Below are 23,078 nucleotides of genomic sequence, written 5' to 3'. Positions count from 1 at the left end.
CACCCCTCACCCCAGCCCTCTCCCCAAGGGGGCGAGGGGGAAGGGAGCAGATCTCCGTGGCTTTCGCGGCCGGAGTTCGACTCGGTAATTCAGGTCGATGTATTTCGAGAGTACAACCCGGTCAGTCCCCTCTCCCTCCGGGAGAGGGTTAGGGTGAGGGGCTCTTGATCTTCCTATCCGATCAACCATTCACACCCTGAATAGCAGACAACCCCAAATCCCCAGCTAATCTTGTGCCCAGCTCCCACATCTATAAGAGGCTGCGCACCATGAGTCTGTCCCAGTTCAAAATCGCTCACAAACTGATCACCGGCGCCGCAGCCATCGAGCAACTGGCCGCTGAACTCACCCGTCTGGACATCGATAATCCGCTGATCGTCACCGACGCCGCGCTGGTCAAGTCCGGTACTGTCGAGCTGGCGCTGGTGCAACTCGGCGGGCGCGAATACGAGATTTTCGACCGTGTGCTGCCCGACCCGGAAATCGCCATCGTCGAGGACTGCATGCGCGCCTATCGCGAAGGCGGGCATGACGGTTTGATCGGCCTTGGCGGTGGCAGCGCCATCGACATTGCCAAGAGTGTCGCCGCCTACGCCGGTTACCACGGCGCGCTGGAAGATCTGTTCGGCGTCGATCAGGTGCCGCGCAAGGGCCCGCCGCTGATCGCCATTCCGACCACCGCCGGCACTGGCTCTGAAGTCACCAATGTGGCGATCCTCTCGGACAAGGTCGCGCAGTTGAAGAAAGGCATCGTCAGCGACTATCTGTTGCCCGATGTGGCGCTGGTCAGTCCGCAAATGACCCTGACCTGTCCGCGCAGCGTTACCGCCGCCAGTGGTGTCGATGCACTGGTGCACGCTATCGAATCCTATCTGTCGGTGAACGCCTCGCCGATCACCGACTCCCTCGCCATCGGCGCAATCAAGCTGATCGCCAGCGCTCTGCCCAAGGCCTACGCCAACGGCGCCAATTTGCAAGCGCGGGAAGACATGGCCACCGCCAGCCTGATGGCCGGCATGGCGTTCGGTAACGCCGGGGTGGGTGCGGTGCATGCGCTGGCCTACCCGCTGGGCGGGCGCTTCAACATTGCCCACGGCGTCAGCAACGCCTTGCTGCTGCCCTATGTGATGACCTGGAACAAAATGGCCTGCGTCGAACGCATGCAGGATATTGCCGAAGCCATGGGTGTGAAGACCGCGCATCTGAGCGCCAGCGAAGCTGCGGACAAAGCCGTGCAGGCCATGACCGACCTGTGCGCGGCGGTGGAAATCCCTGCCGGGCTGCGCAGTTTCGGCGTGCCGGAGGAAGCGATCCCGGCGATGGCCGTGGAGGCCGCCGGCATCGAGCGGCTGATGCGCAACAATCCGCGCAAGCTCAGCGCCGGCGACATCGAGAAGATCTACCGCGCGGCTTACTGAAGCGCGGTCGCTGAGGGCTCATGGCACAACCCAATCATCGCGGTCCCGGTGCGCGCGTGGAAACTTGAGGTATACAATGCGCGCCATCGTGATTTAGCTCAGCACAGGTGCGTCATGCAGCCCTTCGTAATTGCTCCGTCGATCCTCTCCGCCGACTTCGCCCGCCTCGGCGAGGAAGTGGACAACGTTCTCGCCGCCGGCGCCGACTTCGTCCACTTCGATGTCATGGACAACCACTACGTACCGAACCTGACGATCGGCCCGATGGTCTGCGCGGCACTGCGCAAGTACGGCGTCACCGCGCCGATCGACGCGCACCTGATGGTCAGCCCGGTGGACCGCATCGTCGGCGACTTCATCGAAGCCGGCGCGACCTACATCACCTTCCACCCGGAAGCCACGCTGCACGTCGATCGCTCGCTGCAACTGATCCGCGAAGGCGGGTGCAAGTCCGGTCTGGTGTTCAATCCGGCGACTCCGCTGGACGTGCTCAAGTACGTGATCGACAAGGTCGACATGGTCCTGCTGATGAGCGTCAACCCGGGCTTCGGCGGGCAGAAGTTCATTCCCGGCACCCTCGACAAACTGCGTGAAGCGCGGGCGATCATCGACGCCTCGGGCCGCGACATCCGCCTGGAAATCGACGGCGGCGTCAACGTCAACAATATCCGCGAAATTGCCGCTGCTGGTGCTGACACCTTCGTCGCCGGCTCGGCCATTTTCAACGCGCCGAACTATCAGGAAGTCATCGACAAGATGCGTTCCGAACTGGCACTGGCACGCCCATGAGCGGTTTTGAGCAGTTGTTCCCGGGGCAGCTGCCACGGTTGGTGATGTTCGATCTGGATGGCACGCTGATCGATTCGGTTCCCGACCTGGCAGCGGCGGTGGACACCATGCTGCTCTCCCTCGGCCGTCCGCCGGCAGGTATCGAAGCGGTGCGCGAATGGGTCGGCAATGGCGCGCCGGTGCTGGTGCGTCGGGCCTTGGCGGGTGGTATCGATGACTCGGCAGTGGACGACGCTGAAGCCGAGCGCGCACTGGAGATTTTCATGGAGGCTTACGGCGCCAGCCATGAGCTGACCGTGGTCTATCCCGGTGTGCGCGACACGCTCAAGTGGCTGCACAAGCAAGGCGTGGCCATGGCGCTGATCACCAACAAGCCCGAGCGCTTCGTCGCGCCTCTGCTCGATCAGATGAAGATCGGCCGCTACTTCAAGTGGATCATCGGCGGCGATACCCTGCCGCAGAAGAAGCCTGACCCGGCGGCTCTGTTTTTCGTGATGAAAATGGCCAACATTCCGGCCTCGCAATCGTTGTTCGTCGGCGACTCGCGCAGCGATGTGCAGGCGGCGAAAGCAGCGGGGGTCAAGTGTGTCGCGCTGAGTTATGGCTACAACCATGGCCGGCCGATTGCCGAGGAATCCCCGGCACTGGTGATCGACGATTTGCGCAAACTAATTCCCGGTTGCCTGGATCTGGCCGGTGGGATAACGTTGCCCGACGCTGTTCAACCCCCTTCTGGAAACGCCATCGTGGTGGTCACCCGCAAACTCTGGATGAAAGTCATCAAGGCCCTGGCCCGCTGGCGTTGGCGCGCCTGACTGATTCTGGCCGGCCGTGCCGGCGCGTTTGCATACCTGACTGATTGCACCTCACACCACGAGGCACCTTATGAATCGCGAAGAATTCCTGCGTCTGGCCGCTGACGGCTATAACCGCATCCCGTTGGCTTGCGAAACCCTGGCCGACTTCGACACGCCGCTGTCGATCTACCTGAAACTGGCCGACCAGCCCAACTCCTACCTGCTCGAATCGGTGCAGGGCGGCGAGAAATGGGGCCGTTATTCGATCATCGGCTTGCCGTGCCGCACCGTGCTGCGGGTTCATGATCATCACGTCAGCATCAGCGTTGATGGCGTCGAGACCGAAAGCCACGAGGTTGAAGACCCGCTGGCCTTCGTTGAAACCTTCAAGGCGCGCTACAACGTACCGACCATCGCCGGCCTGCCGCGCTTCAACGGTGGACTGGTCGGTTACTTCGGTTACGACTGTGTGCGCTATGTCGAGAAGCGTCTGGGCAAATGCCCGAACCCGGATCCGCTGGGCGTGCCGGACATTCTGCTGATGGTTTCCGACGCCGTTGTGGTGTTCGACAACCTGGCCGGCAAGATGCACGCGATCGTCCTCGCCGACCCTGCGCAGGCCGATGCCTTCGAGCAAGGCCAGGCGCGGTTGCAGGAACTGCTCGAGCAACTGCGTCAGCCGATCACCCCGCGTCGTGGCCTGGATTTCAGCAAACAGCAATCGGCCGATCCGGTGTTTCGTTCCAGTTTCACTCAGGACGATTACGAAAAAGCCGTCGACACCATCAAGGAATACATCCTCGCCGGCGACTGCATGCAGGTGGTGCCATCGCAGCGCATGTCGATCGACTTCAAGGCAGCGCCAATCGATCTGTATCGCGCGCTGCGTTGCTTCAACCCGACGCCGTACATGTACTTCTTCAACTTCGGCGATTTCCACGTCGTTGGCAGTTCGCCGGAAGTGCTGGTGCGCGTCGAAGACAACCTGATCACCGTGCGCCCGATCGCCGGCACGCGCCCACGCGGTGCCACCGAAGAAGCCGATGTGGCGCTGGAGCAGGATCTGCTCTCGGATGACAAGGAGATCGCCGAGCACTTGATGCTGATCGATCTGGGCCGCAACGATACCGGGCGAGTCTCGGAAATCGGTTCGGTGAAGCTCACCGAGAAAATGGTCATCGAGCGTTATTCCAACGTAATGCACATCGTCTCCAACGTCACCGGCCAGTTGAAGTCGGGCCTGACCGCGATGGACGCACTGCGGGCGATTCTGCCGGCGGGTACGTTGTCGGGCGCGCCGAAGATTCGCGCGATGGAAATCATTGACGAGCTGGAGCCGGTCAAGCGCGGTGTGTACGGCGGCGCGGTCGGTTACTTCGCCTGGAACGGCAACATGGACACCGCCATTGCCATTCGCACGGCAGTGATCAAGAACGGCGAGCTGCACGTGCAGGCCGGCGGCGGCATCGTCGCCGACTCGGTGCCGGCGCTGGAATGGGAAGAAACCCTGAACAAACGCCGCGCGATGTTCCGCGCCGTGGCCCTGGCCGAGCAGACCCCGGACGCCTGAGCCACGCAATTTCCCGTGTGGGAGCGAGCCTGCTCGCGAAGAGGTGAGTCAGTCACCGTTGATGCTGACTGACCCAGCGCTTTCGCGAGCAGGCTCGCTCCCACATCGGGTTTTGTGTTGAGGCATAAAAAAAGCGGCGCCCTGACAGGCGCCGCTTTTTTGCATCTACGACTCAGAAATCCAGCACAACCCCGACATTCAGGCCCTGCTGCTTGAAGTCATCATCCTTGCGGAAGGTATAACCCCCACGCAGCGCCAGATCCGCCGTCAGCTTGTGACTGACACCCAGGCTCAAGCGGTTCAGGTGACTTGCCGGTGTGTAGCCTTCAAGGGTGAAGTCATTGGCCGGCAGGGTGTTGAGGGCGATGTTGACCTTCTGCACGTCATCTTCGTACTCACGCTCGTGGGCGTATTCGCCGTACACCTGGGTTTGCGCGGTGAAGTTGTACTTGCCCTGGATGCCCAGGCCGAGTCGTTTCGAATCGCGGCTCTGGTCATCGAAGGTCAGCGCCGTGGCGCGGTTGCTCTTTTCCGAGTAACCGTCGACATCGACACTGGCGTAATCGGCGCTGACGAACGGCGACAGGTGCCATTGGCTGCCCGGTTGCGCAATGTCATAGCCCAAGCGCGTGCTGAGCGCCCACAGGCTGCCGTCGGTATCGCCTTTCTCCGCTCCCTCGCTGGCGCCGAGGTCGAACTTGCGTTTGAGGTTGTCGTAGTCGAGTTTGCCGCCGGTCAGCGCCGCGTCGGCCCACCAGCGGTTCTGCTGGAACTGGGCGAACGCGGTGGCCATGTAGCTGTTGAGTTTGTAATCGGAGTCGTTGTGCCCGGCCTCGAGATTCTGCCGGTACAAACCGGCCGCCACGCCCACGCGCCAGGCCTCGTTCAGCCGATAGCTGCCGCCGACGTTGAGGTTGTAACCGCTGCCATCGGCGCTGGCGCCGCTGCTTTGGCTGTCGACATCCAGACGCTGTCCGCCGGCCGAGACAATCGCACGCCATTGGCCGACCGCTTGCCAGTTCTCCCAGTCCGCCTGCCATTGGTTACGCAATTCATCCTGATGCGCACGCACGGTGCCGTGGGCCATTTCAGGTAGCAGGCTCAATTCCCACGGCGCAGCCAACAGCGAATAGGCGTAATCGGCGATCAGTTTCTGCCCGGATTCGGTCGGGTGTACACCGTCGTTGTAGATCAGCTTGGTCGGATCCGGCGTGGCGCTGTTGATCCCGTAGCGGGCGTTTTCCGTGCAGCTATTGCCACTGAAGCAGGTCGCGGTGAGGTTCTGGTCGGTAGCCAGACCAAAGCGCCCCGGGTCGGCGAAGACTTCCGAGAGCAGCACCGGAATGTTCAGCGGAATGACTTCGGCGTTGATGCCTTGCAGGCGCGTCACCAACTGACTGTTGAACTGGTTGGCGAGGGTGCTGCTGAACGCTTGCAGCGGCGTGCCATTGAGGGCCGGGGTCAGGCCCACGTCGGGCAGCAGCCAGACCATCACGTATTTGGCGCCGGCGGTCTGCAGGGTCTGCACGCTGTCGGCCAGTCGATCGGCTGCGGCGTTGGCCTGGGGCAGGCTGAGAATGCGGCCCTGGAGGAAGTCGTTGCCGCCACCGGAAATGTAATACAGCGCATTCGGGTCGGCGCGGAAGCCGTTCGACGGCAGGTATCCGGCGCGGGTGCGTTCGCCGGTGGCCGATTGGGTGGTGATCGAGTCGAGAATCTGGTCGGTGCGATAGCCACCGACCGCCCAGTTGTTGCCGTCAGGCTGGCCGTTTTCCGCGCGCACTGCGGAGCTGGAAGAGGCTGTCTGGTCGGGTGAAAAGCCCAGGCGGCCGCCGAGCAACTGGGTGGAATTCAATGAAAAAACTTCGCCGCTGCCATCCTGATACACCGGCCCGGTACGGTTGGTGTAACGCTCGGTGGAGCCCGCCGGGCCGCCGGTGTCGGCGAAGGTGCCGGCATCGTTGAGGCTGTCGCCGAAGACGATGAAACTGGAATAAGGATTGGGCGCCGCATTGGCCTGGGCGCAGGCGAGTGCGAGCAAGCAGCTGGCCAGCGGTACAAACAACGTCTGTCTGATCATGAGCAAGTCCGTTTATTTATTGTTGTAGGTGAACGAAACGACAGTACCAAAAACGTTCGGCATTTTGCCATCGGTCGCGAATCCTTCTCCCGTTTTATAACCCGCAGGCCCCGCCATATTGCGTGCTCCGCCCAGCTAAGTTACTGTGCCGGAACGTATGAACGAGACCTTCCCCGTGTTGATCACCAGCAAACTTCTGGATCAAGTCATCAAGGCACACGCCCGCTGGCGTTGGCGCGCCTGAATCTTCTCTGCCGGCTCCGCCGGATCTGTATCGCTTTGCCTTCCTTGTCTGTTTGAAATGCCGCTGTGCTGGCGCCCTGTGCGCGTCCGACATCGCGCAGCGCCCTGCGGGCAAGTCATCTGAAGGCTGTCATCAAGTCAGAATTCAAGAGGTTCGAAACGCCATGTTGCTGATGATCGACAACTACGACTCCTTTACCTACAACGTTGTGCAATACCTCGGCGAGCTGGGTGCCGAGGTCAAAGTGGTGCGCAACGACGAACTGACCATCGCCGAAATCGAAGCGCTGAATCCCGAGCGCATCGTGGTTTCCCCCGGGCCGTGCACGCCCACCGAGGCGGGCGTTTCCATTGATGCGATCAAGCACTTCGCCGGCAAACTGCCGATCCTAGGCGTTTGCCTCGGCCACCAGTCCATCGGCCAGGCCTTCGGCGGTGATGTGGTGCGTGCCCGCCAGGTCATGCACGGTAAGACTAGCCCGGTATTCCACGAGGACAAGGGCGTGTTCGCCGGCCTCAATCATCCGCTCACCGTTACCCGTTACCACTCGCTGATCGTCAAGCACGAAAGCCTGCCCGATTGCCTCGAGCTGACCGCATGGACCCAGCACGACGACGGCTCGGTCGACGAGATCATGGGCCTGCGTCACAAGACCCTGAACATCGAGGGCGTACAGTTTCACCCCGAGTCGATCCTCACCGAGCAGGGTCATGAACTGTTTGCCAATTTCCTCAAACAAACCGGCGGCACGCGCTAAGGACTTCCCATGAATATCAAGACAGCCCTCAGCCGTATCGTCGAACACCTCGACCTCAGCACCGATGAAATGCGCGATGTGATGCGCGAGATCATGACCGGCCAGTGCACCGAAGCGCAGATCGGCGCGTTCATGATGGCCATGCGCATGAAGAGTGAGAGCATCGACGAGATCGTCGGCGCGGTGTCGGTGATGCGCGAGCTGGCCGATCAGGTCGAGCTGAAAACCCTCGACGGCGTGGTCGATGTGGTCGGCACCGGCGGTGACGGTGCGAACATCTTCAATGTATCGACCGCATCTTCCTTTGTTGTCGCAGCAGCCGGTTGCACCGTGGCCAAGCACGGCAACCGCGCGGTGTCCGGCAAGAGCGGCAGTGCCGATCTGCTGGAAGCTGCCGGCATTTATCTGAACCTGACCCCGGTGCAGGTCGCGCGCTGCATCGACAACGTCGGCATCGGTTTCATGTTCGCCCAGACCCATCACAAAGCGATGAAGTACGCCGCCGGCCCGCGCCGCGAACTCGGCCTGCGCACGCTGTTCAACATGCTCGGCCCGCTTACGAATCCGGCCGGTGTGAAACATCAGGTCGTCGGCGTATTCACTCAGACGCTGTGTCGGCCATTGGCCGAAGTCTTGCAGCGACTGGGCAGCAAACACGTGCTGGTCGTGCATTCGAAGGACGGTCTGGATGAGTTCAGCCTCGCCGCGCCAACCTTTGTCGCCGAGCTGAAAAACAACGAAATCACTGAGTATTGGGTCGAACCGGAAGACCTCGGCATGAAGAGCCAGAGCCTGCACGGCCTGTCGGTCGAAGGACCGGAAGCGTCGCTGGCGCTGATCCGTGATGCCCTCGGCAAGCGCAAAACCGAAAACGGCCAGAAAGCTGCCGAGATGATTGTGCTCAATGCCGGTGCGGCGCTGTACGCCGCCGACCTGGCAAGCAGTCTGAAACAAGGTGTGGAGCTGGCGCACGACGCGCTGCACACCGGCCTCGCTCGGGAAAAGCTCGAGGAGCTGGGTGCCTTTACCGCGGTATTCAAAGTGGAGAATGAAGGATGAGTGTACCGACGGTTCTGGAAAACATTCTGGCGCGCAAGGTTGAGGAAGTCGCCGAGCGCAGCGCTCGGGTCAGCCTGAGCGAGCTGGAAAGTCTGGCCAAGGCGGCCGATGCACCCCGTGGTTTTGCCCAGGCATTGCTGGCGCAAGCAAAGAAAAAACAACCGGCGGTGATTGCCGAAATCAAAAAGGCTTCGCCGAGCAAAGGCGTGATCCGCGAAGACTTCATGCCGGCCGACATCGCCAAGAGCTACGAAAAGGGCGGGGCGACCTGTCTGTCGGTGCTGACCGACATCGATTACTTCCAGGGCGCCGATGCCTACCTGCAACAGGCGCGCGCCGCCTGCAAGCTGCCGGTGATCCGCAAGGATTTCATGATCGATCCGTACCAGATCGTTGAAGCTCGCGCGCTTGGCGCCGATTGCGTGCTGTTGATCGTCTCCGCACTGGACGACGTGAAAATGGCCGAGCTGGCCGCCGTGGCCAAAGGCGTCGGTCTCGACGTGTTGGTGGAAGTGCACGACGGTGACGAACTTGAGCGCGCGTTGAAAACCCTCGACACGCCGCTGGTCGGGGTCAACAACCGCAACCTGCACACATTCGACGTCAGTCTGGAAACCACCCTCGACCTGCTGCCGCGCATCCCGCGCGATCGCCTGGTGATCACCGAGAGCGGCATCCTCAATCGGGCCGACGTCGAGCTGATGGAAATCAGCGATGTGTACTCGTTCCTGGTCGGCGAAGCGTTCATGCGCGCGGAAAATCCGGGCATTGAATTGCAGCGCCTGTTCTTTCCGGAGCGTGGTGGTCCAGTAGTGAGCGGTTCGACCCTCGACTGACCGAGTCGACCTCATTCGCGAGCAGGCTCGCTCCCACAGAGGACTGCATTCCAGTGTGGGAGCGAGCCTGCTCGCGAAGAGGCGCTAAATTCCGCTAAAGAGATTCAATCTGCCGGAGCTCACCATGTCGCTGCCAACCCCGCTGACCATCGAATCCGGCCTGCAAGCCGAACAGGACTTGCTGGCCTCGGTCTGCGCTGGCGACGCTGAATTCGGCCTGCTGTTCTGGCAACCCACCGACCGCGCGCTGGTCATGCCGCGCCGCCTCAACCGTCTCCCGCAATTCGACCACGCCTGCGAAGTCTCCGCCGCCGCAGGCTGGCCGGTGCTGTTGCGTGAAACGGGCGGCGAGCCCGTCCCGCAATCCGCTGCAACCATCAACATTGCCTTGGTGTATGCCCCGCCTCGCAGTGAAGGCGATCTGAACCGCATCGAAACCGGCTACCGCTGCCTGTGCGATCCGATCTGTCAGTTGCTGGATGAGTTGGGTGGCACCTCGTCCGTGGGCGAAATCGAAGGCGCATTCTGTGATGGACGTTTCAACGTCAATCTCGACGGTCGCAAGATGGTCGGCACCGCCCAGCGCTGGCGCCAGAGCCAGGGCGGCCAGCGTCCGGTGGGGCTGGTGCACGGTGCAATGCTGATGGATGACGAGCGTGAAGCGATGGTCGCCGCGGTCAACCGCTTCAATGAAGCCTGCGGCCTGGAGCAGCGGGTGAGGGCGCAAAGCCACATCGCCCTGCATGAGAAATTCAACGCGCCACAGGCGCTGGCGCGTCTCGATGAATTGTTTCGTTTGATGCTGGCGCAGATTTACAGTGCCTGATTTACGAGCTTAGCGCGTACCGAAGACCACCATGGTCTTGCCCTTCACGTCGACCAGATTGCGTTCTTCCAGATCCTTGAGCACGCGGCCGACCATTTCTCGCGAACAACCGACAATCCGACCGATTTCCTGACGGGTGACTTTGATCTGCATGCCGTCCGGGTGGGTCATGGCGTCCGGCTGTTTGCACAGCTCCAGCAGGCAGCGGGCGACGCGGCCGGTGACGTCAAAAAATGCCAGGTCGCCGACTTTGCGCGTGGTGTTGCGCAGGCGTTGTGCGATTTGTCCGCTGAGCGCGTAAAGAATGTCTGGATCCTGCTGCGATAACTCGCGGAACTTGGCGTAACTGATTTCCGCGGTTTCGCATTCGACCTTGGCCCGCACCCAGGCGCTGCGTTCCTGCTCCTGACCTGCCTGCTCGAACAGACCCAGTTCGCCGAAGAAATCCCCGGCGTTGAGGTAAGCGATGATCATCTCGCGACCATCGTCGTCTTCGATGAGGATGGTGACCGAGCCTTTGATGATGAAAAACAGCGTGTCCGAGCGATCCCCGGCGCAGATTATATTGCTCTTGGCCGCATGACGCCGGCGCTGGCAATGCATCAACAGCTTGTCGATGTTCTTGATTTTGGGTGTGGGGGTAATAGCAACCATGGTTGTATCCCGAAAAGACTGCACGGTGATGTTTGAGTTTTTATGAGGCGCTGAAGGCGGTCGCTACAGAGCTGACGAATTGGCGCCAGCGAATTGGCGCCAGCTTACCAGACACTTCGTCGAGAATTCGAGAAATTACCTACAGCCAGAAAGCATCCGTCCTAGGACGTCGTTCCTGTCGGAACAAAGTGCTGTGCTAAGCTGGCGACCCTTTTTTTACAGTGGAGTCTGGGCGATGAAGGCACGCATCCAATGGGCTGGCGAAGCCATGTTCCTCGGCGAATCCGGCAGCGGTCATGTCGTGGTAATGGACGGCCCGCCAGATGCCGGTGGCCGTAACCTCGGGGTTCGCCCGATGGAAATGCTCTTGCTGGGTGTCGGCGGTTGCAGCAACTTCGACGTGGTCAGCATCCTGAAGAAGTCGCGTCAGGCCGTTGAAAGCTGCGAAGCCTTCCTCGACGCCGAGCGTGCGACTGAAGATCCCAAGGTCTTTACCAAGATCCACATGCACTTCGTGGTCAAGGGCCGGGGCCTGAAAGAAGCTCAGGTCAAGCGCGCCATCGAACTGTCGGCCGAGAAGTATTGCTCGGCGTCGATCATGCTCGGCGCGGCTGGCGTGGCAATCACCCACGATTATGAAATCGTCGAACTCGGCTGAACCGACATTCAACTATCATAAAAGCAGTGCAGACTCTGGCGATCCCCCGCTGACGTCTGCATAATGCGCCACTTTTTTCAGGGCAGTGATCGGTCAGCCGACGGGTCATCCGCCTGAACAGATAACCAAAATCGCCATCGCGAAGAGGTGTTAACCGTCCTACGCAGGTGCGTTGTTCGCACTTGACGGGCATGCTTGATCACGCGGCCGCGCCGCATACATAGAGAGTTTTTAACGGTGAAAAGCAAACTCAAGCTCCACGGGTTCAATAACCTGACAAAGACCTTGAGCTTCAACATCTATGACATCTGCTACGCGGAAACCCCGCAAGACCAGCAGGCTTACGTTGAGTACATCAATCAAGAGTACAACGCGAAACGCCTGACGCAGATTCTCACAGAAGTTGTCGAGATCATTGGTGCCAACATCCTGAACATCGCCAGTCAGGACTATGAACCCCAGGGCGCCAGCGTCACGATTCTGATTTCGGAAGAGCCGGTAACCCCGACTGACAGCCAGATCGAAGAATCGCCGGGCCCTTTGCCCGAAATTATTCTGGCCCACCTCGACAAGAGCCACATCACGGTGCACACCTATCCGGAAATCCATCCGGACGATGGTATTGCGACCTTCCGTGTGGATATCGACGTGTCGACCTGTGGTGTCATTTCACCGCTCAAAGCACTCAACTTCCTCATTCACCAGTTCGATTCGGACATCGTGACCGTGGATTACCGTGTGCGCGGCTTCACCCGTGACGTTGAAGGCAACAAGCACTTCATCGACCACGAGATCAACTCGATCCAGAACTACCTCTCCGAAGACACCCGCGACGCGTACCAGATGACCGACGTGAACGTGTACCAGGAAAACCTGTTCCACACCAAAATGCTGCTGAAGAACTTCGAACTGGATAACTACCTGTTCGGCGACGCCACCAGCAACCTCTCGCCCGAGCAGCGTGCCCAGGTGACCGACCGTGTGAAACACGAAATGCTGGAAATCTTCTACGCGCGCAATATGCCGACCTAAGATTACCGGACAAAAAAAGGCGACCTCGTGGTCGCCTTTTTCATGCCTCATACAAAACCTCTGTGGGAGCGAGCCTGCTCGCGAAGAGGTCATCAGCACCGACACAGATCTCAGATCCGATAAGTACTCTTGGTCATCACCTTGGCCAACAAGCTCATCCCGAACTTGACCGGCGCCGGAAAACGAAACCCGCCCGCATCCAAAGCACTTTCCGCATGGTGTTCTTCATCGATGCGCATCTGCTCAAGAATCGCCCGGGATTTTTCGTCCTCGGCCGGCAATTGCTCCAGATGTTCGTTCAAGTGTTTGCAGACCTGATGCTCGGTCGCCGCAACGAAACCAAGGCTGACCTTGTCGCTGATCAGGCCGGCCACCGCGCCGATACCGAACGACATGCCGTAAAACAGTGGATTCAGCACGCTGGTGTGGCTGCCCAGCTGATGGATGCGCTGTTCACACCAGACCAGATGATCGATCTCTTCTTCAGCCGCGTGCTCCATGGCTGCGCGTACCTGCGGCAACTTGGCGGTCAGCGCCTGCCCCTGATACAGCGCCTGGGCACAGACTTCGCCGGTGTGGTTGATGCGCATCAGACCGGCGACATGGCGGGTGTCTTCATCGCTCATCTGCGTATCCGGCTGCAGAATCGCTGGCGACGGGCGGTACGGCTGGCCACTGAAGGGCAACAGGGTGCGCATCGCGGTATCGGCTTGCAGTAGCAGACGGTCTATGGGCGAGTAGTGACGTTGGGTAGTCATGCTGACCTCCGGGAAGAATCTCGGCGGCCAGTTTAACCGAATCGGCCGGCGAGGGTTTGCGCTGGGTCACTTGCTGCGCGGTCAGGCTTTTTTGTGGGAGCGAGCCTGCTCGCGAAAGCGGATTATCGGCTACTGAAGTGTTGGATGTATCGGCGCCTTCGCGAGCAGGCTCGCTCCCACGGTTGGTTGTCGCCAATCAGCCCGGCGGCCAGTTCATCTGGCGCTGCCCCAGCACGTGCATATGGATGTGATAGACAGTCTGCCCGCCAAGTTCATTGCAGTTCATCACCACGCGGAAGCCTTCTTCGCAACCCAGTTCCAGCGCCAGACGCTGCGCGGTGAACAGGATGTGCCCGGCCAGTGCCTTGTCGTCTTCGGTCAGGTCGTTGAGCGTGCGCACCGGTTTTTTCGGGATCACCAGAAAGTGCACCGGAGCCTGTGGGGCGATGTCGTGGAAGGCCAGAACCTGGTCGTCCTCGTAGATGATATTGGCCGGGATTTCCCGGTTGATGATCTTGGTGAACAGAGTATCCACTGCTGTTTCTCCGTTGAGTTGGGCTGAATCGAGTGTACCGCTTCGAAGTAGTGTTCCTAGCGGGGGCAGTAAGCTTTATTGACCATGCCGACAATCGTCCGGTTAAGCCAGCGCGAACCCAGTCGCGGCAGGAACGCCAGCCAGCGGTTGCGCCGTCCCGGAATAATGATGGCGCGGTTTTTATCCAGTGCGCGTACGGCATGCAGTGCCACTTCTTCCGGACTCATCAGCGAGTGGCTGCTTTCTATCTTCTCGCTACTCATCTGTGCGGTTCGGAAGAACGGTGTGCGCGTCGGGCCGGGGCAAAGCACGGAGACTTTCACGCCGCTTTGTTTGAGCTCCACGCGCAGGGCTTCGGAAAAATGCAGCACATAGGCTTTGCTGGCGTAGTAGGTGCTCATCCATGGGCCGGGGCTGTACGCAGCCACCGACGCGACATTGAGGATCTGCCCGCTACCCAGCAGCGCCATGCTGTTACCCAGCGCATGGCAGAGGCGGGTGAGGGCGAGGATATTGACCTCGATGAGGTCCTGCTCAGTCATCCAGTCCTGCGCGAGGAATGGCCCGCAGGTGCCGATGCCGGCGCAATTGACCAGCAGATCGATCTGCCGGTCGCCTTCTTCCAGCTCCAGCAAAAAGCCCGACAGGCGCAACGGTTCGCCGAGATCGCAGGCACGAAACAATACTTCGACATCGAAACGCTGGGTCAGCTCGATGGCGATACTTTCCAGCTGATCACGCTGTCGTGCCACCAGAATCAGGCTGCGGCCGCGCCGGGCCAGTGCTTCGGCCATGGCCAGGCCGATGCCGCTGGAAGCGCCAGTGATCAGAGCGTAACGGGTCATGCAGTTCTCCATCGCAACAGCTCCGCGCCGGCGACGCGGTTGTCGCGGCAGGGAGCGCTGTTCATTCTTGCGCAGAGTCTACAGGGGCCTGCGCCGGTTCGGCTGCCTCGTCGGCGGAAATCGCTGGCGGCTCGACAACCTCGACTTCGTCGGTGGTCACCGAGCCGCTGTCATAGCTGCTCTCCAGATTGCTTTCATATTCTTCCTGGACAGCCGAGAAGCCGCCAAGCAGGCCGCCGGCAAAAATCAGTGCGAAGAATACGATCCACAACGAGCACAGCACTTTGACCGCCGTGCTGTTCGGTGGCGGCGGCGGGCCATAGCGGTTGGCGCCGGCATTGCCGGGTACGACCATCATTACCAGCGGGAAAAAACTGCCCACGAACGGCACCAGGTTCAACAGCCACAGCCAGCCCGACCAGCCGATATCGTGCAGGCGCTGAACGCTGAACAGAATGCTGACGATCATGAAGCCGAGGAACAGGAAGACCGCCAGAATGCCGCCGAGGATCAGCCCGGTAGTCGAGTCGCCGCTGACCAAGCCCAACGCAATCAAAGCAAACACGCCGACGATGGGCAGGGTCACCAGGCTCAAGACCATGGTCCAGGCCAGAAAGCGCAGGCGACCGATCCGGCCTTCGACGCTGAATGGCTTGAGCGTGGCGAATGGCGGCAGAGCTTCACCGACATTGGCGCGCGGCGGTGCGTAAGGCGAGTCCGGTTCGGCCACCGTTGCAGGGTTGTCGTGGACGTCCGCGAGATTCAGCTCGATGGCGGTTTCCGCTTCGATCCGCGCATCGATCCCGGTTTTGTTCAACGCCTGCAGATACGTCTGCGCATCGCTGTGGGACAAATCACGTTTGAGAGCGACGGTGCGGCCATTGAACAGGCGCTCGATGGCGGCCACATCGCTTTTGAACAGATCCGCCAGATTCAGTTTGGCGGTGGTGAAGTCGACGCCGGGCTGCAGCGCGCCGTCGAAGACGATCTTGTAACGGGTGTCGCTCATGGCCGAGGCATCCTTGTCGCGATTCATTTGGCAGCCAGTCTGATCAGGACTGGCCAGATATGTTTTTCAGCGCGGCCAGCGTTGTGGCAACTGTGCAGCGCGCGCTTGGGCCTGACGATATTCAGCGTCGAGCCGCGCGATCAACTGATCCACGCTTGGCAGATCACCAATCTGACCAACACCCTGACCCGCCGACCACACGGTCTTCCAGGCTTTGGCTTCATCGTTGATCGGCTTGAGCTTGTCGCCGAAATTGACCTCGCCCTTGCCTTGCAGTGCCGCCATGTCGAAACCGGCCGCCTCCAGGCTCTGGCGCATGAAACTGGCCGGCACTCCCGACACCGCTGGAGTATGAATGATGTCGGCAGCCTTGGCTGTCAGCAGCATTTCTTTATAAGCGTCAGGCGCGTGACTTTCGGTGGTGCCGATAAATCGCGTACCGAAGTAGGCCAAATCCGCGCCGAGCAGCTGCGCGGCGAGAATCTCATGGCCGTGGTTCAAACATCCTGCAAGCAACAGCGTCTTGTCGAAAAACTCACGGATCTCGGCAATCAGCGCAAACGGACTCCAGGTGCCGGCATGCCCGCCGGCGCCGGCCGCGACGGCAATCAGCCCGTCGACACCGGCTTCAGCGGCTTTCTCGGCATGGCGCCGCGTGGTCACGTCGTGAAACACCAGACCGCCGTAGCTGTGCACCGCGTCGACCAGTTCCTTCACCGCGCCGAGGCTGGTGATAACGATCGGCACCTTGTGCTCGACGCAAATGTCCAGATCCGCCTGCAGACGCGGGTTGCTGTGGTGAACAATCAGGTTCACCGCATAAGGAGCCGGATTAGCCAGCGTCGCCAGGCCCGCTTCGATCTGTTCCAGCCAGGCCTTGAACCCACTGCTTTCGCGTTGGTTCAGCGCCGGAAAGCTGCCGACCACGCCGTTGCGGCAGCAGGCGAGCACCAGTTCCGGATTGGAGATCAGGAACATCGGCGCTGCTACTACGGGCAGACGCAGACGTTGTTCGAGCAGAGCGGGCAGCGACATTGAGAACACCCCGAGGATCTGTATTGGTTGAAGTTAGAACGGCTTGACCACGACCAGAATTACGATAGCCAGCAATATCAGAACCGGCACTTCATTGAACCAGCGATAAAAGACATGGCTGCGGGTGTTTTCGCCACGGGCGAAGCGTTTTACCTGCGCGCCGCACATATGGTGGTAACCGATCAGCAGAACGACCAGAGTCAGTTTTGCGTGAATCCAGCCGCCCTGGCTGAAAAGGCTCGGGTTGAGGTAGATCAGCCAGCCACCGAAGATCAGCGTGGCGATCATCGCCGGGCCCATGATGCCGCGATACAGCTTGCGCTCCATGACGCTGAAGCGTTCCTGGCTGATCGTGTCGGTGCTTTGCGCGTGGTAAACGAACAGGCGCGGCAAGTAGAACAGCCCGGCAAACCAGCAGACGACGCTGACAATGTGAAACGCTTTGAGCCATAGATAGAGCATTTTTGGTTATTCCCTCATTCACGGTAGCCAGATAGTAGAGGCTTGAGCGTCCGCGCGTCACCTTGGCGGTTGTCGCAGGCGCGCGCGGCCCCTATTATCGACGGCTTTCCAGTGGGTTCGTTGAGGGCAGGTTTATGGTCAAGGTCGGTATCGTCGGCGGCACGGGTTACACCGGTGTCGAACTGCTGCGTCTGTTGGCACAGCATCCGCAGGCAGAAGTGGTCGTCATCACTTCCCGATCCGAGGCCGGTCTGGCCGTGGCTGACATGTACCCGAACCTGCGCGGTCACTATGACGGGCTGGCGTTCAGCGTGCCGGACGTGAAAACCCTTGGCGCCTGCGATGTGGTTTTCTTCGCCACGCCACACGGCGTGGCTCACGCCTTGGCAGGCGAGCTGCTGGCGGCGGGCACCAAGGTCATCGACCTGTCCGCTGACTTCCGTCTGCAAGATGCTGATGAATGGGCCAAGTGGTACGGCCAGCCACACGGCGCACCGCAATTGCTGGACGAAGCGGTCTATGGTCTGCCGGAAGTCAATCGCGAGCAGATCAGGAAAGCGCGCCTGATCGCGGTGCCGGGTTGCTATCCGACCGCAACGCAATTGGGTTTCCTGCCGTTGCTGGAAGCAGGTCTGGCCGACGCATCGCGTTTGATCGCCGACTGCAAATCCGGTGTCAGTGGTGCCGGGCGTGGTGCGGCTGTAGGTTCTTTGTACTCCGAGACGTCGGAAAGCATGAAGGCCTATGCGGTAAAAGGTCATCGTCATCTGCCGGAAATTCGCCAAGGCCTGCGTCGCGCGGCGGGCAAGGAAGTCGGCCTGACATTCGTCCCCCACCTGACGCCGATGATTCGCGGTATTCACTCCACGCTCTACGCGACAGTAGCGGATCGCTCGGTTGATCTGCAGGCACTGTTCGAAAAGCGCTATGCCAACGAACCGTTCGTCGATGTCATGCCAGCCGGCAGCCACCCGGAAACCCGTAGCGTGCGCGGCGCCAACGTCTGCCGCATCGCCGTGCATCGTCCACAGGATGGCGATCTGGTGGTCGTGCTCTCGGTGATCGACAATCTGGTCAAGGGCGCCTCGGGCCAGGCGGTGCAGAACATGAACATTCTGTTCGGACTGGACGAGCGCTTCGGCCTGTCACACGCCGGCATGCTGCCTTAAAAGCAGCTACGAGCTTCAAGCCACAAGCTACAAGAGATCAGAGGCAGGCTTGAAGCTCACCGCTTGAAGCTTGCCGCTGCTCCTCTAATAGTTGACCAATTTTCTAGGACAAGCGGATAATGCGCGTCATCACGCATTATGGCGGCGTAACGCCGGGAGATAGTCAGCATGAGCGTCGAATCCTTCACCCCCACGGCTTTGCAATTCACTCAAGGTGCTGCGCACAAGGTGAAGAGCCTGGTCGATGAAGAGGGGAATGATCGCTTGAAGCTGCGCGTATTTGTTACGGGCGGCGGTTGTTCAGGGTTTCAATACGGTTTCACCTTTGATGAGGACGTGGCCGATGACGACACCATCGTCGAGCGCGAAGGCGTGAGCCTGGTGGTCGATCCGATGAGCTTCCAGTACTTGGCCGGTGCCGAGGTGGATTATCAGGAAGGTCTGGAAGGTTCGCGCTTCGTGATCAAGAACCCGAATGCCACCACGACTTGTGGTTGCGGGTCGTCGTTCTCGATCTGATCGCGCTTCAGCGCACACAACAAAACGCCGCAGAGCCTTTCGGTTCTGCGGCGTTTTTGTATCTGAAGTTTATGCCGGGTAGATGGCGCCGAGTACGCGCAGCCCGCGAGCGCCGGTGACGCTTGGCCGATTGGCGGCGATGCCTTCGAGGCAGCAATGAGCCAGCCAGGCGAAGGCCATGGCTTCTACCCAGTCAGGGTCAACGCCGTGAGTTGCGGTGCTGGCGACTTGGGTATTTGGCAGCAGATCCGCCAGACGTCTCATCAGCGTCGCGTTGTGCGCGCCGCCGCCACAAACCAGCAATTCCTGAGTGTCCGATTGAGCGCTTTGTAGCGACTCGACGATGGTCAGCGCCGTCAGTTCGAGCAGCGTGGCCTGAACGTCTTCGGCTGCGAAGGTTGGCAGGTTCGAAAGATGCTGTTCCAGCCATGGCAGATTGAAGACTTCCCGGCCGGTACTCTTCGGGCCTTTGGTGACGAAGAACGGGTCGCTGAGCAGTGCCGTGAGCAGGGCTGGTTCAACCTTGCCGATCGCAGCCCATTTGCCGTCCCGGTCATAGTTCTCGCCCCGTTGCCGGTGAATCCAGGCGTCCATCAGAACATTCCCCGGTCCGCAGTCGAAACCGGCTACAGGTTTGTTCGGCTCAATCAGGCTGAGATTGCTGAATCCGCCGACATTCAAGACTGCCTGGTTACCAGTACGCTCTTCAAACAACGCTTCGTGAAAGGCTGGCACCAGAGGCGCACCTTGGCCACCCGCTGCGACATCGCGACTGCGGAAATCGCTGACGACGGTAATACCGGTCAACTCAGTCAGCAGGGCTGGATTACCGATCTGCACGGTAAACCCGCGCGCCGGCTCATGGCGAATGGTCTGACCGTGGCTACCGATGGCACGAATGGCATCGGGCTTGAGTTGTTGTTGCGCGAGGAGGGTGTGAATGCCCGACGCGGCAAGTTCGACCCAGTGTTGCTGGGCAATCGCCGAGCGGGCGATCTCGTCGGGGCCGCTGGCGCACAAGCCAAGCAGCTCGGCGCGCAGGGAGTCAGGCATTGGCAGGTAGTGGGTGGCGATCAGTTTGATCGCCGAGGTCTGCTCGATCAGGGCGATGTCCAGCCCGTCGAGACTGGTTCCGGACATCACACCGATATACAGGGCCATGGCTTAGCGCTTGCTCGAAGCCAGCATCGTGGCCTTCTCTTGATCCATGCGCGCCATCAACGGTTGGCTCTGCGCGAGGAAGCGCGCGCGTTCGGACTTGGCGATCGGATCGGCCATCGGCAGCTTCTGGCCCAGCGGATCGACGTGAACGCCGTTGACCTGGAACTCATAGTGCAAATGCGGGCCGGTGGAAAGGCCAGTTGTACCGATGTAGCCAATGACTTGACCTTGCTTGACGCTGCCACCGGTTTTCACGCCTTTGGCGAAACCCTGCATGTGGCCGTAAAGCGTACGGTAGGTGTTGCCATGCTGAATGATCACGGTGTTGCCGTAACCGCCGCGACGGCCGGCCAGCAGGACCTTGCCATCACCGGCAGCCTTGATCGGCGTGCCTCGCGGCGCTGCGTAATCGACGCCTTTGTGGGCGCGGATCTTGTTGAGGATCGGGTGCTTGCGGCCCATGGAGAACTTCGAGCTGATGCGGGCGAAGTCAACCGGCGTCCGGATGAAAGCCTTGCGCATGCTGTTGCCATCGGCAGTGTAATAGCTGCTGTTGCCTTGTTTGTTGGTGTAGCGCACAGCGGTGTAGGTCTTGCCGCGGTTGGTGAAGCGCGCAGACAGGATCGGGCCGGTGCCGACAGCCTTGCCGTTTATGACTTTCTGCTCGTAGATCACATCGAATTCATCACCCTGACGAATGTCCTGCGCGAAGTCGATGTCGTAGCCAAAGACGCTGGCCATATCCATGGTCATGCTGTGAGAAAGGCCGGCGCGGGCTGCGGACTGCGACAGTGAGCTGTTGATGACACCGTGGACGTAGGCAGTGCGAACGGTTGGCTTGGCAGTCACTCGGTTGAACGAATAGCCCTTATCGTTCTTGGTCAAAGTAATGGTTTCAACGTCGCTGACTTTGCTGTGCAGGCTGGTCAACTGGCCTTCCGGGCTGAGTTCGAATTCGAGTTTCTGACCGCGCTTGAGTTGGCTGAACTGCTTGGCTTGCTTGTCGCTAGCCAGTATTTCGTGCACGGAGGCTGCCGGTAGGCCGACTTTTTCAAACAGGGTAGACAGCGTATCGCCTTTGGAAACCACGACTTCACGGTGCCCAGGCTCTTTTGGTTTCTCAGCAGGGGCTACAGGTGCTGGCGCGGTTTCAGCGGTTTGCGCGGCGTTTTCGTCGCTGTTTTCGATTTGTGCGAACGGCGAAGCTACGGGCTCGTTTGTGGCTTGAGCCGCATCAGCAGCGTCTTGATCTTGTGTCAGTTGTTCAGCAGGACTTTCCAGTTCAAGACTCAGAGTCGTCTTTTTGGCTTCAACATCGCTGGAGGGAAATACCAGCAGTGCCAGGCTGAGAAGGGCGGCGATTCCACTTGCGGCGAGCAGGTGGGTCTTCGGGTAAAGCGGGGGCGCTTTAGACGGTTCTGTGGTCATAGGTAATTTTTGACTTTGAAATAGATGAATTGGAAAAGATGAATGACATGATGAAGATGAAATAACTGTATAAAATATAACCAAATCATCGCTGAAGCAAGTCTACAGACCTCGGGTCTGTGGATTGGTGTCCGTGCGCCGGGCAAAACTTGTAATTGGTGCGCGTTCTTGTATGGTTGGTTCCCTTTGAATCTGAGCCTTGCGGGTCTGTTATGAAGTCGGTTGAAGAGCAGCTAGCGCTGATTAAACGTGGTGCGGAAGAACTGTTGGTCGAGTCCGAGCTGGTCGAGAAGCTCAAGCGCGGCCAACCGCTGCGTATCAAGGCTGGTTTCGATCCAACCGCTCCGGATCTGCATCTTGGGCATACCGTGCTTATTAATAAGCTGCGCCAGTTCCAGGAGCTGGGGCACCAGGTCATCTTCCTTATAGGTGACTTCACCGGGATGATCGGTGATCCGAGTGGCAAGAGCGCCACGCGTCCGCCACTGACGCGTGAGCAGGTTCTGGAAAATGCTGAGACCTACAAGACTCAGGTTTTCAAAATCCTTGATCCGGCGAAAACCGAAGTTGCCTTCAACTCCACCTGGATGGACAAGATGGGGCCAGCGGATTTCATTCGCCTGACTTCGCAATACACCGTCGCTCGCATGCTCGAGCGCGATGACTTCGACAAACGCTACACCACCAACCAACCGATCGCTATTCACGAGTTCCTCTATCCGCTGGTTCAGGGTTATGACTCGGTCGCGCTGCGCGCCGATGTCGAGCTGGGCGGTACCGATCAGAAATTCAACTTGCTGATGGGGCGTGAGTTGCAGCGTGGTTATGGCCAGGAAGCCCAGTGCATTCTGACCATGCCATTGCTGGAAGGTCTGGATGGCGTAAAGAAGATGTCCAAGTCGCTGGGTAACTATGTCGGTATCCAGGAAGCGCCGGGCGTCATGTACAGCAAGCTGGTCTCCATCCCGGACGCGCTGATGTGGCGTTACTTCGAGTTGCTCAGCTTCCGTTCGATGGATGAAATCAACGCATTCCGGGCTGACGTCGAAGCTGGGGCGAATCCGCGTGACATCAAAATCAAACTCGCTGAAGAGATCGTTGCGCGTTTCCATGGTGAAGATGCTGCGGCGAACGCTCACCGAGGCGCTGGCAACCGCATGAAGGATGGCGAGCTTCCAGATGACTTGCCTGAGATCGAACTGTCTTCGGTTGAGGATATGCCGATCGCTGCTGTCCTTAATAAGGCTGGCTTGGTGAAGAACTCAGCGGCGGCGCGAGATCTGTTGGCGGCTGGCGGCGTGCGTGTCGATGGTGAGGTGGTTGATCGCTCCTTTATATATGCACTGGGCGCGACTCACGTTTGCCAGGCCGGCAAGAAGGCTTTTGCACGTATTACGCTGAAATCTGAATAAAGTTGAAATTGGGGGTTGACGGCGA

General features: G+C 59.8%; 23 protein-coding genes. 13 read left to right on the top strand and 10 right to left on the bottom strand.

The window, feature by feature from the left end; all coding sequences use genetic code 11:
* The first annotated feature begins 269 nt into the window (after positions 1 to 269).
* The 4 genes from OK411_RS25410 to trpE all read left to right on the top strand — a co-directional run bounded on the left by OK411_RS25410 (position 270) and on the right by trpE (position 4,574).
* A complete protein-coding gene (locus OK411_RS25410; protein WP_016772910.1) occupies positions 270 to 1,418 on the top strand; it encodes an iron-containing alcohol dehydrogenase in 1,149 nt (382 codons plus the stop codon).
* Between the two features lie 114 nt (positions 1,419 to 1,532).
* Positions 1,533 to 2,207 (top strand): ribulose-phosphate 3-epimerase, encoded by a 675-nt coding sequence (rpe, locus tag OK411_RS25405; protein ID WP_007918813.1) that lies wholly within the window; start codon positions 1,533 to 1,535, stop codon positions 2,205 to 2,207.
* Complete coding sequence (locus OK411_RS25400; RefSeq protein WP_122612452.1) at positions 2,204 to 3,022, top strand: phosphoglycolate phosphatase; 819 nt, start codon at positions 2,204 to 2,206, stop codon at positions 3,020 to 3,022. Before rpe ends, OK411_RS25400 begins: the two co-directional genes overlap by 4 nt.
* A 70-nt stretch (positions 3,023 to 3,092) precedes the next feature.
* Positions 3,093 to 4,574, top strand: coding sequence for an anthranilate synthase component I (gene trpE / locus OK411_RS25395; RefSeq protein ID WP_016772912.1), 1,482 nt, complete (start codon positions 3,093 to 3,095; stop codon positions 4,572 to 4,574).
* A gap of 172 nt (positions 4,575 to 4,746) precedes the next feature.
* On the opposite strand, the gene estP is transcribed toward trpE, so the two are convergent.
* Entirely contained in the window at positions 4,747 to 6,654 is a 1,908-nt protein-coding gene (gene estP / locus OK411_RS25390; RefSeq protein ID WP_217878911.1) for an esterase EstP, read from the bottom strand.
* 407 nt (positions 6,655 to 7,061) lie between these two features.
* Between estP and OK411_RS25385 the strand changes: the two genes are divergently transcribed.
* From OK411_RS25385 to OK411_RS25370, 4 genes are all read left to right on the top strand, one after another.
* Positions 7,062 to 7,655 carry an aminodeoxychorismate/anthranilate synthase component II gene (locus OK411_RS25385; protein WP_042610431.1) on the top strand — a complete coding sequence of 198 codons (594 nt, stop codon included), beginning with the start codon at positions 7,062 to 7,064 and terminating at the stop codon, positions 7,653 to 7,655.
* 9 nt (positions 7,656 to 7,664) lie between these two features.
* Positions 7,665 to 8,714 carry an anthranilate phosphoribosyltransferase gene (gene trpD / locus OK411_RS25380; RefSeq protein WP_016772917.1) on the top strand — a complete coding sequence of 350 codons (1,050 nt, stop codon included), beginning with the start codon at positions 7,665 to 7,667 and terminating at the stop codon, positions 8,712 to 8,714.
* Complete coding sequence (gene trpC / locus OK411_RS25375) at positions 8,711 to 9,550, top strand: indole-3-glycerol phosphate synthase TrpC (protein ID WP_110603583.1); 840 nt, start codon at positions 8,711 to 8,713, stop codon at positions 9,548 to 9,550. The genes trpD and trpC overlap by 4 nt, the downstream gene beginning before the upstream one ends.
* A gap of 124 nt (positions 9,551 to 9,674) precedes the next feature.
* Positions 9,675 to 10,376: a biotin/lipoate A/B protein ligase family protein gene (locus tag OK411_RS25370; protein ID WP_217878910.1), complete on the top strand. Its 702-nt coding sequence runs from the start codon at positions 9,675 to 9,677 to the stop codon at positions 10,374 to 10,376.
* A gap of 9 nt (positions 10,377 to 10,385) precedes the next feature.
* On the opposite strand, the gene crp is transcribed toward OK411_RS25370, so the two are convergent.
* Positions 10,386 to 11,030, bottom strand: coding sequence for a cAMP-activated global transcriptional regulator CRP (crp, locus tag OK411_RS25365; RefSeq protein ID WP_041476679.1), 645 nt, complete (start codon positions 11,028 to 11,030; stop codon positions 10,386 to 10,388).
* 235 nt (positions 11,031 to 11,265) lie between these two features.
* Between crp and OK411_RS25360 the strand changes: the two genes are divergently transcribed.
* Both OK411_RS25360 and speD read left to right on the top strand, forming a co-directional pair.
* A complete protein-coding gene (locus OK411_RS25360) occupies positions 11,266 to 11,688 on the top strand; it encodes an OsmC family protein (protein WP_016772921.1) in 423 nt (140 codons plus the stop codon).
* A 237-nt stretch (positions 11,689 to 11,925) separates the two neighbouring features.
* The gene (speD, locus tag OK411_RS25355; protein WP_024014530.1) at positions 11,926 to 12,720 is read left to right on the top strand and encodes an adenosylmethionine decarboxylase; all 795 of its coding nucleotides are present in this window, start codon (positions 11,926 to 11,928) and stop codon (positions 12,718 to 12,720) included.
* Positions 12,721 to 12,830: 110 nt separating this feature from the next.
* Here the strand turns inward: speD and coq7 are convergent, their stop codons facing one another.
* From coq7 to hemJ, 6 genes are all read right to left on the bottom strand, one after another.
* Positions 12,831 to 13,478: a 2-polyprenyl-3-methyl-6-methoxy-1,4-benzoquinone monooxygenase gene (gene coq7 / locus OK411_RS25350; RefSeq protein WP_264365843.1), complete on the bottom strand. Its 648-nt coding sequence runs from the start codon at positions 13,476 to 13,478 to the stop codon at positions 12,831 to 12,833.
* Between the two features lie 196 nt (positions 13,479 to 13,674).
* Positions 13,675 to 14,013, bottom strand: coding sequence for a histidine triad nucleotide-binding protein (locus OK411_RS25345; RefSeq protein ID WP_016772924.1), 339 nt, complete (start codon positions 14,011 to 14,013; stop codon positions 13,675 to 13,677).
* 56 nt (positions 14,014 to 14,069) lie between these two features.
* Entirely contained in the window at positions 14,070 to 14,858 is a 789-nt protein-coding gene (locus OK411_RS25340) for an SDR family NAD(P)-dependent oxidoreductase (RefSeq protein WP_264365842.1), read from the bottom strand.
* A 61-nt stretch (positions 14,859 to 14,919) separates the two neighbouring features.
* Positions 14,920 to 15,867, bottom strand: a complete 948-nt coding sequence (locus OK411_RS25335; protein WP_136493043.1) for a DUF805 domain-containing protein — start codon at positions 15,865 to 15,867, stop codon at positions 14,920 to 14,922.
* A gap of 66 nt (positions 15,868 to 15,933) precedes the next feature.
* Positions 15,934 to 16,902 (bottom strand): NAD(P)H-dependent flavin oxidoreductase, encoded by a 969-nt coding sequence (locus OK411_RS25330; RefSeq protein WP_016772927.1) that lies wholly within the window; start codon positions 16,900 to 16,902, stop codon positions 15,934 to 15,936.
* A 33-nt stretch (positions 16,903 to 16,935) separates the two neighbouring features.
* Complete coding sequence (hemJ, locus tag OK411_RS25325) at positions 16,936 to 17,364, bottom strand: protoporphyrinogen oxidase HemJ (protein WP_016772928.1); 429 nt, start codon at positions 17,362 to 17,364, stop codon at positions 16,936 to 16,938.
* Between the two features lie 134 nt (positions 17,365 to 17,498).
* Between hemJ and argC the strand changes: the two genes are divergently transcribed.
* Positions 17,499 to 18,533: an N-acetyl-gamma-glutamyl-phosphate reductase gene (gene argC, locus OK411_RS25320; RefSeq protein ID WP_217878909.1), complete on the top strand. Its 1,035-nt coding sequence runs from the start codon at positions 17,499 to 17,501 to the stop codon at positions 18,531 to 18,533.
* A 168-nt stretch (positions 18,534 to 18,701) separates the two neighbouring features.
* On the top strand, positions 18,702 to 19,052 hold the full coding sequence (erpA, locus tag OK411_RS25315; protein WP_007918905.1) for an iron-sulfur cluster insertion protein ErpA: 351 nt from the start codon (positions 18,702 to 18,704) through the stop codon (positions 19,050 to 19,052).
* A gap of 69 nt (positions 19,053 to 19,121) precedes the next feature.
* Here erpA and OK411_RS25310 read toward each other — a convergent pair whose 3' ends face one another.
* On the bottom strand, positions 19,122 to 20,213 hold the full coding sequence (locus tag OK411_RS25310; RefSeq protein ID WP_217878908.1) for an anhydro-N-acetylmuramic acid kinase: 1,092 nt from the start codon (positions 20,211 to 20,213) through the stop codon (positions 19,122 to 19,124).
* 3 nt (positions 20,214 to 20,216) lie between these two features.
* Positions 20,217 to 21,641, bottom strand: a complete 1,425-nt coding sequence (locus OK411_RS25305; RefSeq protein ID WP_110603590.1) for a peptidoglycan DD-metalloendopeptidase family protein — start codon at positions 21,639 to 21,641, stop codon at positions 20,217 to 20,219.
* Between the two features lie 212 nt (positions 21,642 to 21,853).
* On the opposite strand from OK411_RS25305, the gene tyrS reads away from it, so the two are divergent.
* A complete protein-coding gene (gene tyrS / locus OK411_RS25300; RefSeq protein ID WP_071173751.1) occupies positions 21,854 to 23,053 on the top strand; it encodes a tyrosine--tRNA ligase in 1,200 nt (399 codons plus the stop codon).
* Positions 23,054 to 23,078: the final 25 nt, after the last annotated feature.

The organism is Pseudomonas sp. RG1, from assembly GCF_025910115.1.
In the GTDB taxonomy this organism is placed as follows: Bacteria; Pseudomonadota; Gammaproteobacteria; order Pseudomonadales; family Pseudomonadaceae; genus Aquipseudomonas; species Aquipseudomonas atacamensis.
This window is presented reverse-complemented; position numbering and strand designations above follow the sequence as displayed.